General features: G+C 72.4%; 14 protein-coding genes. 5 read left to right on the top strand and 9 right to left on the bottom strand.

Translation table 11 applies throughout. The features are described from left to right. Positions 1 to 11: 11 nt before the first annotated feature. Entirely contained in the window at positions 12 to 617 is a 606-nt protein-coding gene (locus ACIBSV_RS17635) for a TetR/AcrR family transcriptional regulator (protein ID WP_395863874.1), read from the bottom strand. 135 nt (positions 618 to 752) lie between these two features. On the opposite strand from ACIBSV_RS17635, the gene ACIBSV_RS17630 reads away from it, so the two are divergent. Next, positions 753 to 1,544: an SDR family NAD(P)-dependent oxidoreductase gene (locus tag ACIBSV_RS17630; RefSeq protein ID WP_395863872.1), complete on the top strand. Its 792-nt coding sequence runs from the start codon at positions 753 to 755 to the stop codon at positions 1,542 to 1,544. A gap of 85 nt (positions 1,545 to 1,629) precedes the next feature. On the opposite strand, the gene ACIBSV_RS17625 is transcribed toward ACIBSV_RS17630, so the two are convergent. From ACIBSV_RS17625 to ACIBSV_RS17595, 7 genes are all read right to left on the bottom strand, one after another. Next, a complete protein-coding gene (locus ACIBSV_RS17625; protein ID WP_395863870.1) occupies positions 1,630 to 2,709 on the bottom strand; it encodes an LLM class flavin-dependent oxidoreductase in 1,080 nt (359 codons plus the stop codon). Then, positions 2,706 to 3,620, bottom strand: coding sequence for an ABC transporter substrate-binding protein (locus tag ACIBSV_RS17620; protein ID WP_395863868.1), 915 nt, complete (start codon positions 3,618 to 3,620; stop codon positions 2,706 to 2,708). The genes ACIBSV_RS17625 and ACIBSV_RS17620 overlap by 4 nt, the downstream gene beginning before the upstream one ends. Further along, positions 3,621 to 4,478 carry an ABC transporter ATP-binding protein gene (locus ACIBSV_RS17615; protein WP_395863866.1) on the bottom strand — a complete coding sequence of 286 codons (858 nt, stop codon included), beginning with the start codon at positions 4,476 to 4,478 and terminating at the stop codon, positions 3,621 to 3,623. After that, a complete protein-coding gene (locus tag ACIBSV_RS17610; RefSeq protein WP_395863864.1) occupies positions 4,475 to 5,335 on the bottom strand; it encodes an ABC transporter permease in 861 nt (286 codons plus the stop codon). The genes ACIBSV_RS17615 and ACIBSV_RS17610 overlap by 4 nt, the downstream gene beginning before the upstream one ends. After that, a complete protein-coding gene (locus ACIBSV_RS17605) occupies positions 5,332 to 6,378 on the bottom strand; it encodes an ABC transporter substrate-binding protein (RefSeq protein ID WP_395863862.1) in 1,047 nt (348 codons plus the stop codon). Before ACIBSV_RS17605 ends, ACIBSV_RS17610 begins: the two co-directional genes overlap by 4 nt. After that, entirely contained in the window at positions 6,371 to 7,516 is a 1,146-nt protein-coding gene (locus ACIBSV_RS17600; protein ID WP_395863861.1) for an ABC transporter substrate-binding protein, read from the bottom strand. Before ACIBSV_RS17600 ends, ACIBSV_RS17605 begins: the two co-directional genes overlap by 8 nt. Before the next feature lie 221 nt (positions 7,517 to 7,737). Continuing rightward, the gene (locus ACIBSV_RS17595; protein ID WP_395863859.1) at positions 7,738 to 7,845 is read right to left on the bottom strand and encodes a putative leader peptide; all 108 of its coding nucleotides are present in this window, start codon (positions 7,843 to 7,845) and stop codon (positions 7,738 to 7,740) included. A 302-nt stretch (positions 7,846 to 8,147) separates the two neighbouring features. Between ACIBSV_RS17595 and ACIBSV_RS17590 the strand changes: the two genes are divergently transcribed. Further along, the gene (locus ACIBSV_RS17590; protein ID WP_395864071.1) at positions 8,148 to 8,978 is read left to right on the top strand and encodes an IclR family transcriptional regulator; all 831 of its coding nucleotides are present in this window, start codon (positions 8,148 to 8,150) and stop codon (positions 8,976 to 8,978) included. Between the two features lie 70 nt (positions 8,979 to 9,048). On the opposite strand, the gene ACIBSV_RS17585 is transcribed toward ACIBSV_RS17590, so the two are convergent. After that, a complete protein-coding gene (locus tag ACIBSV_RS17585; RefSeq protein ID WP_395863857.1) occupies positions 9,049 to 9,561 on the bottom strand; it encodes a hypothetical protein in 513 nt (170 codons plus the stop codon). Between the two features lie 445 nt (positions 9,562 to 10,006). Between ACIBSV_RS17585 and ACIBSV_RS17580 the strand changes: the two genes are divergently transcribed. From ACIBSV_RS17580 to ACIBSV_RS17570, 3 genes are all read left to right on the top strand, one after another. Continuing rightward, a complete protein-coding gene (locus ACIBSV_RS17580) occupies positions 10,007 to 10,606 on the top strand; it encodes a CGNR zinc finger domain-containing protein (RefSeq protein WP_395863855.1) in 600 nt (199 codons plus the stop codon). Between the two features lie 111 nt (positions 10,607 to 10,717). Beyond that, the gene (locus tag ACIBSV_RS17575) at positions 10,718 to 11,353 is read left to right on the top strand and encodes a septum formation family protein (protein ID WP_395863853.1); all 636 of its coding nucleotides are present in this window, start codon (positions 10,718 to 10,720) and stop codon (positions 11,351 to 11,353) included. A 661-nt stretch (positions 11,354 to 12,014) separates the two neighbouring features. Continuing rightward, positions 12,015 to 13,418 (top strand): sensor histidine kinase, encoded by a 1,404-nt coding sequence (locus ACIBSV_RS17570; RefSeq protein ID WP_395863851.1) that lies wholly within the window; start codon positions 12,015 to 12,017, stop codon positions 13,416 to 13,418. Positions 13,419 to 13,433 lie beyond the last annotated feature (15 nt).

The raw sequence follows: 13,433 nt of genomic DNA, 5'->3' as shown, positions 1-13,433 counted from the left end.
GCCGGCCCGGCTCATCGCGCCAAGGCGCCGTCGGGCCCGCCGAATCCACGCAGCAGGGTGTCCACGATCCGGGTCGCGAGCGCGTCCGCGTCCTCGCCGCGGTCCTCCTGCGCGGCCTCGTGGATCAGCGCGTAGTACACCCGCCGGGTCCAGTCCAGGTCGACGTCCGCACGCAGCACTCCGGCCTCCCTGGCCCGCCGGAAGAGCCGATCGCACCGGTCGCGCACGTCGGCGTGCACGTGCGCCACCTCGGCGTCGTCGGTGCGCCGCGCGGTCATCGCGAAGCCCCACGCGAGCTTCACCCGCAGCACGTTCGCGGTGACCTGGTACAGCGCGACGGCGGGCGGCGTGGTCTCCGGCCGCCCGGCCGTCACCGCGTCGTGGAACTGTCGGGCAGCCCACACACTCATCGCCGCGATCAGCGCCTCGCGGGTGGCGAACCGACGGTGCACCGTCGTCCTGGCCACCCCGGCCGCCTCGGCGACCTGCTCCATCGTGGCCGCCGGATCGGCGCTCAGCACCCGCTCGGCCGCCTCCAGGATCGCGCGCACGGTCCGCTCCGCGTCCGCGCGCAGCGGTCGCGTGCGATCCCCGGTACCACTCGCCTTCGAAGTCACCATCGAACTGTACGACAAAGTCGCCACTCAACGACTACTTGCAACATCGGTGATGCATGTTCTAACTTCAATGCATCAACGAAGCACTACTTAGTGCTTCGCGGCAGGCAGCACGGCACTACCCAAGGAGCCCTCATGGATCTGCGTCTCGACGGAAAGACCGCCCTGGTGACCGGCGCGAGCCGAGGCATCGGCCTGGCGATCGTGTCCGCCCTCGTCGACGAGGGCGTCCGCGTTCTGGCCGCCTCCCGCACCCTCACCCCGGAGCTCGCCGGAACCGGCGCCCTGACCATGGCCGTGGACCTGGCTCGACCCGACGGGCCGATCCGACTCGCCGAACGCGCCACGGCCGAGTTCGGCCCGCTCGACATCCTGGTCAACAACGTCGGCGGCGGCGACCCGGGCGGCGACGATCAGACCGGCGGCTTCCTGAGTTTCACCGACGACCAGTGGCTCGCCTCGTTCGACCTCAACTTCCTGGCCACCGTGCGCACCACGCGCGCCGCGCTGCCCGCACTGCTCGACGCACGCGGCGCGATCGTGAACATCTCCTCGATCGGCGCCCGAATGCCGCACGGCGGGCCGGTGACGTACACCACCGCCAAGGCCGCGCTGACCGCGTTCGGCAAGGCGCTCGCCGAGGAGTTCGGGCCGCGCGGCGTCCGGGTCAACACGGTCTCCCCCGGCGCCGTGCGCACCGCGATGTGGGAGGCGCCGGACGGCTACGGCGCCCAACTGGCCGCATCCATGGGCCTGTCCCACGAACAGCTGCTCGCCGCGCTTCCCGGCGCGACCGGCATGGTCACCGGCCGCTTCGTCGAGCCCGCCGAGGTGGCGACCGCGGTCGCCTACCTGCTCTCCCCGCTCGCGGGCAGCGTGACCGGCACGGACCACCTCGTCGACGGCGGCGCGCTCAAGGCCGCCTGAGCCTCCCATGCCGCCCGGGCGGCCCAAGCGGTACGACGGGGTCTTCCGCCGTACAGGCCCCGCCGTACGCCCGCCCCGCCGGCGCTCACCCCACCCGAGGCCGCACCCCCAGCGCCGGCAGCACCGTCTCGCCGATCCGGTACGCCTCCTCCAGCAAGGGGTTGCCGGACAGGATGAACGTGTCCACCCCCATCGCCTCGAACTCCTGCAACCGCTCGATCACCTGAGCCGTGGAACCGACCACCGCTGTCCCGGGCCCCGGCCGGAACAGCCCCATCCCGGGCCACAGATTCGGGTACACCTCCAACTCCCGCGCCCGAGCCGGGACCCGACCTCCGTGCTGGCGGAACTGCCGCTCCCAGCCCACCCCGTCCGCGTCCGCCGCCTGGCCCAACTGCCGCGCGTAGGTGGCGTGGCTGGTCACCTCCAGCAGCCGATCGGCCGCCGCCCACGCCTCGTTCTCGGTGTCCCGCACGATCAGGTGCAGCCGCAGTCCGATCCGCAACGAACGCCCGTGCGCGGCGGCCCGCTCGCGGACCCGCTCCAGTTTCTCCTTGAGCAGGTGCGGCGGTTCGCCCCAGGTCAGGTAGACGTCGACGTGCTCCGCGGCCATCTCGATGCCGGCCGGCGACGAGCCGCCGAACCACATCGGGACGTGCCCGCCGTCCCGGTGCAGCTCGCGCAGCCCCGCGCCGGCCTGCCGCAGGTCGTAGAACTTCCCCTTGTGGTCGAACACCTCGCCCGAGGTCAGTCGCCGGACGATCGACCAGTACTCGGCGCTGAGTTCGTAGCGCTCGTCGTGGTCCAGGTGCAGCCCGTACTCGCGCAGACCCTCGGTCGAGCCGTTGACCACGTTGAAACGCAGCCGCCCCGCGCCGAACAACGCCTCGAAGCTCAGCGCCATCTTGGCCAGCAATGTCGGCGCGATCAGCCCGGGATGCACCGCGAGCAGCGGTCGGAACGTCGGCGCCGCCGCGGCCACCACGCTGCCCAGCGACCACACGTCGTACAGGTCGGTCGCCAGCAACGCGCCGCTGAATCCCAACCGGTCCACCGCGCCCGCGAGTTGCTGGAGGTAGGCCAGGTCGACCGGACGCCGGCCGGCGGGCTCCCAGGGATACGGCCCCTCACGCGGGATCACGTACCACAACACCTCGGTGCTCATCGGGCACCGCCGACCGTCGCCGCGAGCGCCCCGGCGACCAGCGGCGTCAACGCGTCGACCTGCGCGTCGGCCACCGTGATCGGTCGGTCGATGAACCCGTTCGCCACGAAGATGTCCGCGGCCTCCTGCTGCTCGGCGATGAACGAGGCCGGTACCGGCTCCAGTCGCCACGGCAGCGCGGCCAGCGCCTCGGCCCAGTCCGCCCGCGCGCCCGGCAGCTCGGCCGCGTGCAACCCGGCTGCCTCGTCGAGGTGCGCCGCGGCCCACTCGTCGGCCTCGCGCAGCGCGGCCACCACGACAGCGGCCACCTCCGCGCGCTCCTCGGCGAACGCGCGGCGCGCGAAGAACACCGAGCGGTCGGTGATCACGTCGCCGACCCGGTGCAGCACCCGAAGTCCGGGCTCACGCAGCGCGGCGACCAGCTCGGGCCCCTGCGCGACCCAGCCGGCGATCTCCCCGGAACGCAGCCGCGCGGCCTGGTCCTGTCCCGCCACCGGCCGCACGGGCGTGATGTCGTCCCGGTAGGACAGCCCGACGTCGGCGAGCGCCTTGGCCACGAAGTGGGTCTGCCACGAACCGATGCTCAGCACGACGGTGCCGTCCTTGAGGTCCGCCGGCGCGCGCACCGGGCCCTCGTCGGCGACCAGCAACGCGCCGTGCCCGGGACGCGGCGCGGACACCGCGACGTAGACGATGTCGTGGCCCTGCGCCTGACCGACGATCGGCGGCGTCGAACCGGTCCCGCCGAAGTCGATCGTGCCGTCGCCGAGCAGTTCGCCCACCCGGGTGCCCTCCACGGGCACCCAGGTCACGCTCTCCCCCAGCGGCTCCAACGCGCGCTCCAGGATGCCCAGCCGCGCGAGCAGGTACAACGACGGGTTGCTGCCATGGACACCGATGGTGACGGTCATTCAGATCACTCCGGTCGAAGACGGGGACGAGGAAGAGGACGAGGAGAAGGACGACGCGGAAGACGCGGAAGGCTCGGAAGACGGGCCGCTGCCGGCCGAGGCGGGGTGGAAGGACGCCCCGGCGGATCCGGAATCCGGCGTGCGCACGCCCAGATCGGCGAGCAACCGCCGGCGCAGCGCCGCGAACGCCGGATCGGTGGGGTCGCGCGGCCGGTCCACCGCGACCACCTCGTCGGTGACCAGGTTTCCGTCCCGCAGCACCGCGACCCGGTCGGCCAGCCGGATCGCCTCCTCCACATCGTGCGTGACCAGCAGCACGGCAGGCCGATGCACCCGGCACAACTCGCCGACCAGGTCCTGCATGCGCAGCCGGGTCAGCGCGTCCAACGCGGCGAACGGCTCGTCCAAAAGCAGCAGTTCCGGCTCACGCACCAGTGCCCGGGCGAGCGCGACGCGCTGCGCCTCACCGCCGGACAGGGTCGCCGGCCAGGCCTGGGCATGCCCTTCCAGACCGACCTCGGTCAGCGCGCGCAGGCCGATCTCGCGGGTGGCCCGACCTCGCGGCAGGCCGACCACGACATTGGCCAACACCCTTTTGGACGGCACAAGTCGCGGTTCCTGAAAGACGATGGTGCGGGCCTCGGGGACCAGGACCGTGCCGCCGTCGCTGCGATCGAGCGCGCCGAGGATGCGCAGCAGCGTGGTCTTGCCGGTACCGCTCGCGCCGAGCAGCGCGACGAACTCGCCGCGGGCGATATCCAGGTGCACACCGTCCAGGACGGCGCGGGTGCCGAACACCCGGCGCAGCCCCCGGATGTGTACCGCGACCTCGGCGGAGCGGGTGCGATCGGTGCTCATCGGCCCGCCCCCTGCCCCTGGTTGCGCCAAGGCATCAGCACCCGTTCCAGGATGCGCACCAGGGCGTCGGCGAGCAGACCGAGGATCGCGTAGACCAGGATGCAGACGGTGAGGATGTCGGTGCGCGAGAAGCTCTGCGCCTGGCTCATCAGATAGCCGATCCCGGCCGTGGAGTTGATCTCCTCGGCTGCGATCAGCGCGATCACGCTCAGCGTCATGGACAGCCGCAGCCCGGAGAGCAGCGCGGGCAGCGCGCCCGGCAGGACCACCTCGCGCACCAGCGCGATCCGGCCGACGCCGAAGCTGCGCATGGCCTCGACCAGCTTGCGGTCCACGTTGCGCACCCCGCCGGAGGCGGAGACGTACATCGGGAACGCGGTGGCCACCGCGATCAGGATCACCCGGGCCGATTCGCCGATGCCGAACCACACCATGAACAACGGGACCAGCGCGAGGAACGGCACGGTGCGCAACAACTGCACGGTGGAGTCCAGGAGTTCCTCACCCAGGCGGGAGAAGCCGGTGAGTACGCCCAGGGCCAGGCCGATGGTGAGCCCGAACACCAGGCCCAGGCCGGCCCGACCCAGCGAGACCCGGAGCGCGTCCGGGAGTTGGCCGTTGTCCCACATCTCGCGCGCCGCGCGGAAGACGTCGGCGGGCGAGCCGAGCAGGTCCGGGCTGAGCGCTCCGCTGTGCGATGCCCAGGCCCAGCCGCCGACCAGCGCGAGCGGGCCGATCGCCCGCAGCGCGGGGCTGAGGAAGCGCGGTCGGGAGCGCGGGAGTCGCGGACGCGGGGTGACCAGACCGGGGTACTCGCGCACCCGGGGTTCGGTCTTGACCAGCGTGGGCGCGCTCATCCGGTCGCTCCCGCGAGGGAGGCCACGTCCAGCAGGTGCGGCTTGACGTCGACCAGGCTCGGGGTGACCTTCTGGTTCAGGAAGAACTGGGCGACCTTGCCGAAGCGTTCCACGTCGGCCGGTCGGATCGGCTCGACCGTGGCGCCCTGCCGGGTGAAGTCGGTCTGGATGCGCTTGGGTTCGGCGCCGTACGCGGTGGGGCCGGAGTCGGTGAAGACGTTGATGTACGCGGCGGGGTCGGCGATCTCCTTGGTGCCGGCCTCGTGCAGGTAGGCGTAGAACGCCTTGACCACCTCGGGGTGCTTGTCCGCGAACGCGTTGCGCACCGCCCACACCGAGTAGTTGTCCGAGCCGAGCGCGCGGCCGTCGGCGAGGAATCGCGCGTTGCCGGAGGCCAGCGCGGGCACCGAGTAGGTGGCCCAGGTGGCCCACGCGTCGACCTGGCCGGCGGCGAACACCGGCGCGGTCTGGTCGGCGCGCAGGTAGACCCGCTCGACCTTGTCGGCCGGGATGCCGGCCTGTTCGAGCGCGGCCAGCAGCAGGTATTCGCTGGTGCCGCCCTGCGAGCAGGCCACCTTCTTGCCGACCAGGTCCCGGATCGAGTGGATCTTCGAGTCGCTCTTGACCAGGATGCCCTCGCCCGCCAGGTCGGGGGCGGTGGCGCCGAAGAGCTTGAAGCTCGGCTTCTGACCGAGCGCGGCGACGGCGGAGGTGATCGAGCCGAGCGCGACGTCGAGTTGGCCGGCGTTGATCGCCTGCGCGGCCGGTGCGAACGGGCCCGCACTGCCGGTCCAGGAGACCTTGGCGCCGACCTTGGCGAGCGCCGCGTCCAGGGAACCGTCCTTCTTGCCGAGTGCGAGCACGCCGTTGTTGCCCGGGTCGGGGATGCGCAGCGTGATGCCGGTCTTGGTGTCGCCCGCGGCCGACGACGCCTTGGCGTCCTTCGACGAGGAGCCGCAGCCGGTCAGCGCGATCAGCGTCGCGGTCGCGAGCGCGACGGCGGACAGCAGACGGGTGTGACGGCGAGGGGGTCGGCTACTCATGGGATGCCTCCAGCGTGGATATCCGGGACGGTTCGGGGTCGAGCGACTGTTCGGGGTGCGCGCGCCCGGCGGGCGACGGCGCGGCGTCGAAGGGGCGGGCGGAGTTCTCGGGTGGCGGCGCGTCCTCGGCCGATGTCCGTCGCGCGTCCGCGAGTTCGCGCGCGGCTCGCAGCGGCTCCGGGTCCGCCCACGCGCGCACGTCCACGGGTTCGGCCAGGAAGCCCTGTCCGTACAGGAAGCGCTCCTGTCGCGCGAGCAGGTCCAGGCGCTCGGCGGAGAGGTCGATCCGCAGCGTGTCCGGGCCGAGTTCGCGGTATGCGCCGGCCACCCCGAACGCGCCCGCACCGGTCTCGGCGCCCAGGATCCGAGCCACCTCGGCGGGATGTCCCGGCGCCCAGTCGGCCGCCTCGACCAGCACCGCGAGGAAGCGGGAGACGAGGTCCGGGTGGTGGTCCAGCAGATTCCGGTGCACGGTGATCGGCCGCGGCGTGCCGTTGTTGATCCGCGCTCGCGGGTCGACCGCCGCGTCCAGGTCGACCGCCACGACCGCGCCGTGCCGCGCCGCCGCCTCGACGGCGAGCGCGCCCTTGACGTACACGGCGTCCACGTCACCGCGCCCGAGCGCGGCCAACTCGGCCTCCCACTGGCCGATCCCGCGCGCCGCGGGCACCTCGACCGGACGTGCGTCGGACAGGGTCGCGCCGGCCAGGGACAGCGCGCCGGCGAAGCCGTGCAGTGCCATCGCCCGCCAGAAGTCGATCGCGATGTCGTGCCGGGGAATCGCCAGCCGCAGCCCGCGCAGATGCTCGGGCGCGCTGATGCCGCTGTCCGCGCGGACCAGGATCGCCTGGCTCTCCTCGATCCAGGTGAGTCCGACCAGCCGGGTCGCCTCACCTCGCGAACGCGCCCACAGCGCGGGCACGTTGCCGCCCTCGCGGAAGAGCCCGGGCAGCGCGTGCGTGTAGTGGTGGTCGGCGGCCACGTCGGCGGAGACGTCCTGCAGCGAGCGGACGGTGATGCCCTCGGCCGCGAACTCGGCGTCGAGCAGCCCCAGATCGGCGGCGATGCCGGTGGCGGTGGGCACGGGACAGCGGGTGAACCACAGTTCGTCCGGACGGGCGCCGGTCACGGCGGTCATGGCGATACTTCCGTTCGCGTTGGTGGCGGCGGGGGTCCGCGGCCCGGTCGGGCACGGCGCGGATCGACCCGGGACCGCCTCGGTCCGGGCAGGGGGCAACGGGTCACGCGTGGTCGGGACCTATGCGTGAGAGGCATCGATCAGGCAGCGCGCGGACGCCGGACGTCGATCGGATCGATCGCTCGGGCGCGGGCGTACCGGGGTTCGGTGCGGGGGGTGGGTCAGCGACAGCCGGCGCTGGAGACGCGCGCGAGGTCGATGTGCCGGCGGCTGGTCAGCAGCGCGCGGGCGGTGGAGGACGGCGCGGTGTACAACGCGTCTGCGGACACGCGGGCCTCCCTCTCGGTTGCTTCGTCGATCACGGGCACGCCCGGCGGAGCGCCCGGCGCGCCAAAAGGCGCATCGGGGGGATCCTGGCATGATCCGCACCGCGCGATCAAACCTTCCCATGATGTGGGATACCTTGATGCTCTCCGGCACGGATCGTGGCCCACAGTGGTCGATCGCCTTGCCGTATGGTGAAAACCGCCTGTCGAACGGCGAGTTGGGGGTTCCAGTGGACGCAACCGCGGCACATGCAAACGCGCCGAACACGAACGCGGCGGACACGGACGCGGCGGACACACCCGCGGTGCCCACCCGCGCGGCGCACGCCGGCGCGGCGGACCCGAGCGCACCGCGCGCACCCTCCGGCGCGCAGGCCGTCCAGCGTGCCCTGGGCATCCTGCACTGCTTCCGGGCGACCGGCACCGACCTGAGCGCGTCGGACATCGCCCGCCGGATGGACCTGTCGGTGTCCACCGCGCACCGCCTGGCTCGCACCCTGGTCGGCGCGGGCTTCCTGGATCAGGACGACCGCACCAGCCGCTACCGGCTGGGTCCCGTGGTCGCCGAACTCGGCCTGCTCGCCTACCACCAGCGCGGCCTGCACCACGCCGCGCCCGAGTTGGAACAGTTGTCCCGGCGCACCTCGGCGACCTCCGACCTGGCCATCCGCAGCGGTCGGCACGCACTGGTCCTGGTCGGCAGTTCGGTCCAGCCCGGCACCGGGCTCGGTCTGCGCCGGCCACTGCACTCGACCGCACTGGGCAAGGTACTGCTGGCCTGGGCCGATCCGGCGGACGGCGGTCTGGAGCCGCTGCTGCCGCTGGCCCCGCAGACCGAGCGCACCATCGTGGACCCGGCGGCGTTGCGGGCCCAGCTGCAGGCGGCCCGGGCGGTCGGCTACGCGCTCAACGACGGCGAGTCGGTCCCGGGTGTACGCACCCTGGCGGTGCCGATCCTGAACCGGGCCGGCCACGCGCACGCGGCCCTGGCCGTGCGGTCCACGCCCGCCGTGATGACCGACGAGCGCATCCCGTGGTTCCGCGACCGGGCCCAGGCGTGCGCGGATGCCTTGGAGGTACTTCTGTTGCCGCCGCATCGACGCCGACTGCGCGAGTCGGGGCTGCCCACGGAATAGGGTCCGCCCCGTGACTCCGGTCCGGAGTCACGGGGCGGACCCTGCGCTTGGGGGTGTCGTGTCGGTCGGGTCAGGCGGCGGCCACCAGTGCGTCGCGGCCGAGCACGCGGGTGCGGGTGGTGGTCACGGTCTTGGCCGAACGCGCCTTCGGCGCCGCGAACACGGCGAGCCGCAGGAAGGCGAATCGGGCCAGCCCGGCGACGCCCGACGCGACCAGGTAGGTGCCCTGCTCGACCATGATGCTCGGCGCGGTCTGGACCGCGTGCAGGCCCAGCACGGCCGCCGTGGTGAACAGGTAGGCGACCACGGCCGACCCACCGGCCTGGGCGTGCGCCTTGAAGTTGGCGCGCCCGGCCCGGAAGGCGAACCGGCTGTGCAACTCGGTGGCCAGGAGCGTGCCCGCCACGGTGACCACCGCGTTGGCGGCGGCGATCGGGAGGTGGCCGGAGAGGCCGACGAGCGCGGCGCTGGAAGCCAGTCCGGTACCGCCGCCGAAGACCACGAAGCGAGCGAAGGAGGCGACCGTACCGGGCGTCGACGGCTGAGTGGTGTCCTGCTCTGCGACCCGGCTGCGGTTGTTCACGTGACTCTCCTTGACCCCCTGCGAGCCCTGTCGGCCCGTCTGGTTCAAACCTAGGGATCGCGCAACACATTCCCCATGGTGCCCACTTCCCTCTCTGGGTGGGGCTGGCCCCACCCCTCGACAGGCGGCCTGCCCCGCCCCCGCCGACACGTCCCCGGGCCGCCATCCACGACACGGGTTCGACAATTGCCACCAAATCCACCGAAACTGCACACCCACGAGCCAGCAAAAGTGCGCGTACGACCCTTCCGGCGCCCCTCCCATCGCGGATGTCTGCCTCGTCACACCACACGCTGTGTGCAAAGAGGATCACATAACGCATGCAGCGCCATCCACCCGCGGCAACGTACGTCCACCGACGGGGCGCCCGGCGTCCGAACCGAGCCGGACCACCACCGACGCACGCACATCCACATGGATATCGGCACCCGCTACCATTAGTTTGGTGAGCACACGAATCGCGGACCTCGACACCGGCGGCGCGCCCCTGCTCGGCGAGCCACTTCCGGTGGAACTGGCCAACACTCGGTACGCGGTGCGCGGCGTACCGCACGAGGGACTGGCCGAACCGGAGCACCTGGCCGCGTGGCTGCGCGATATCGCGCCGCGACTGACCGCACCGCCGTCCGACGCCGCGCTGCTCGCGGTGGACGCGCGGGACCTGGCCGCGGCGCTGGACCTGCGCGCGTGCGTCGCTGCCCTGCTGCACGCCGCGACGACCGACACCGCGCCGGCCGCCGACACGGTGGCCCGCCTCAACGCGTACACCCGCGCCGCGCCGCGCTGGCGCGAGCTGACCTGGCCCAACGCGACCACACACACTCGGGCCGAGCCGATCGCCGCCGTGCTGGCCGAGCTCGCGGACGCCACGATCGACCTGGTCACCGGGCCCGACCGGGGCGAACTGAGGCCCTGTCACGGCCCGGGCTGCGTGCTGCACTTCGTCAAGAACAACCCGCGCCGCGAATGGTGCTCCGCGGGCTGCGGCAACCGCGCCCGGGTGGCCCGGCACTACCAGCGCACGAAGAACCCGCCCCAAATGTAGGGAATTGAGGGCATTGGCAGCATTGGCCAGAGATAAGGGAAGCCCCTGAAGACCGGAACACCCGCCTCCGAAAGACTCTGGGCGATTCCCAGCGAGAGGCTTCGATTTCCGATGCGCGTTTCCCGGATCTCCGGTGTGCTGTCCCCTACCCCCGCGCGCCGTCGTCGCGCCGGTACCCGCGCGTCCGCGGCCGCGGCCGCCGTCCTGGTCGCCTCCGCCCTGCTCACCGGCTGCCTCGGCAAGGACGACGACAAGAAGGACGACAAAGGGAGTTCCGCCGAGTCCAAGCCGCCGATGATCACCATGCCGCCGGCGCCGACCCTCCCGGCGAAGTCCGACCCGTCGACGGGCCCGACCGGCGGCGGTAGCGGTGGCGCCACCCCGTCCGGAACCGCGACCAAGCGCAGCGGCCAGGTCAAGATGATCAAGCTGCACAAGGGCGACTGCGTCGAGGAGAAGGGCGAGGAGCTCGTCACCGTCGCCTGCACGACGCCGCACGACGCCGAGGTGGTCGGGGAGTTCACCCTGCCGGCGAACATGTCGCCGACGAGCATGACCTTCCAGGACGACACCGGCAGGAAGTGCACCGAATTGGTCACCCCGACGGCCGCGCGCAACAGCGACCTCCCGTTGTCCAAGCTCACCCTGCGTCCCACCTCGGGCAGTTGGATCAACGAGAACGACCGCGATCTGACCTGCCTCCTCAAGCGCAACGACCACGTCAAGCTCACGGCTCCCCTGAAGTAGCCACGACGGGCGGCCCGACGGCGAGCACACCGCCCACGCCGCCGGGCGAACCGCCCAGGGCACTCGCCCTCCCGAGCGAGCCGGCGCCCGCCGCTCGAAAGTCGCCGACCGGTCAACCCCGGGGTCTCCCGCCCAGCGAACGGGCTTTCGCTGGACCACCTGACCCCGAGCGGCCGCCCGTACCACTGACCCGCGACACACGGTCCCACCACGGCCCCGCACACGCCCTCCGGGCGAGGCGGGGCCGTTCGCGTTCCCGGCGAGCCGGCGACCGCCTGTTGAGGGCACCCGAAGCCCGCCACCCGCCGCCCGCACGGACCGCGAACACCCCGGCCCCTCTACCGCTTTCGGCCGAAGCCATGTCCCGATCCCGATCGATTCACCCGTTCGAGGGGCTTGTGCGCCACACGCCCGATCCGCCCCACGCGTCCGCGTAGCCTGGCGCCCGCAACGGTGCTTCCCCTGCCCGCCGGGGCGCGACCCCGCCCGCACGGGACCCACTCGAGCACCCCCGCTCGGCGACCGAGCACAGCCCGCCGAGCGGTCCCCGCAGGACACCCGCACGATTCGTTTCCGACATTTTTCGAGGATGCCGATGGTTCTCGCTGGATCGTCCCCCGGAGGCCGACGGCCGGCCCTCGCGTGGGTCCTCCCCCTCCTCGTGACAGCCGTGTGCGCGGCCGCGGCCGTGGCCGCGGTCTCCCCCCAGGCCCGTCCCGCGGTGGCCCTGTGCGGTGGACTCGCGACCGTCGCCGTCGCCGTGTGCGCCGCCGAGGCCGGCCGCCGCGGGCGCACGATCGCGCAATTGCACCTGCGACTCCAGCAGCAACAGGTCGGCCTGCGCCGGCGCCTCGCCGCGCAGGAGGCGGAAACGGTCCGGCTCTCCGAGGAGTTGCTCCCGGAGGCCATCGGCCGCCTACAGATGGGCGAGCCGGTCCCGGAGGTGATGCGCAAGGTCGCCCCGCAGCCGGACGACCCGACCGAGTTCGCGGTCGCACACCGCAACGTGATCCGCTCGGTGATCGACACCGTCAGCGCCGAGGAGGACATGCGCGAGTCCGCCCAGCGCGCGTTCGTCAACATCGCCCGCCGCGTCCAGGCCACCATCCACCAACAGGCCCAGGACATGCGGGACATGGAGGACCGGCACGGCGACGACCCGGTCGTCTTCCGCGACCTCCTGCACCTGGACCACGGCAACGCGCTGATCGGCCGGATGGCGGACAGCATCGCCGTGCTCGGCGGCGCCCGCCCCGGTCGCCAGTGGGAAACCGACATCGGCATGTACAGCGTGCTGCGCGGCGCGATGTCGCGCATCCTGGACTACCGCCGGGTCAAGCTACACTCCGTCGTCGAGGTCGCGGTCATCGCCCAGCACGTCGAGCCGCTGATCCACGCGATCGCCGAACTGCTCGACAACGCCACCCGATACTCGCCGCCCTCGACCACCGTGCACCTGAGCACCGTCGAGGTCCAGACCGGCATCGCCGTCGAGATCGAGGACGCCGGCGTCGGCCTGAGCGAGGAGGCCCGCCGCCGCGCCGAGCGCATCCTTTCCCTGGACGGCGACGCGCTCAACCTGGGCGACCTGGGCGAGACCCCGCGCCTGGGCCTGACCGTGGTGGGCCGACTCGCGCACGCCAACAACTTCAAGGTGATGCTCCGCCCGTCGGCCTACTCCGGCGTACGCGCCGTCGTGGTCATCCCGCAGGACCAGATCACCGCGAACGTGCCACCGATGTACCCGATGCCGGAGCACCTCCAGCACCTGGACGAACTCCCGTCCCTGCACGACATGATGACCGACACTCCGGTCGGCACCGAACTGGGCGCCAACGGCCTCCCGCAGCGCCGCCGGCGCAACCTGGGCACCGTGCCGCGCGCCGGGGGAACGCGCGGCGGGCACCGCGCGAGCGCGTCGAAGCCGGCCCCCGCGCCGGTCGAGGATCCGCCCCCGGGGCTCGGACTGGACGCGTTCCTCAGTGGCATCAACGGCGAACTGCCGTCCAATGAACGGCGATCCGAGACCGGGGACGATTCGTGGGGCGACGGGGGATATCGATGACGGGGTACCGACCGA

Origin of the sequence: Embleya sp. NPDC050154 (assembly GCF_044460165.1) — a bacterium.
Classification (GTDB): Bacteria; Actinomycetota; Actinomycetes; order Streptomycetales; family Streptomycetaceae; genus Embleya.
This window is presented reverse-complemented; position numbering and strand designations above follow the sequence as displayed.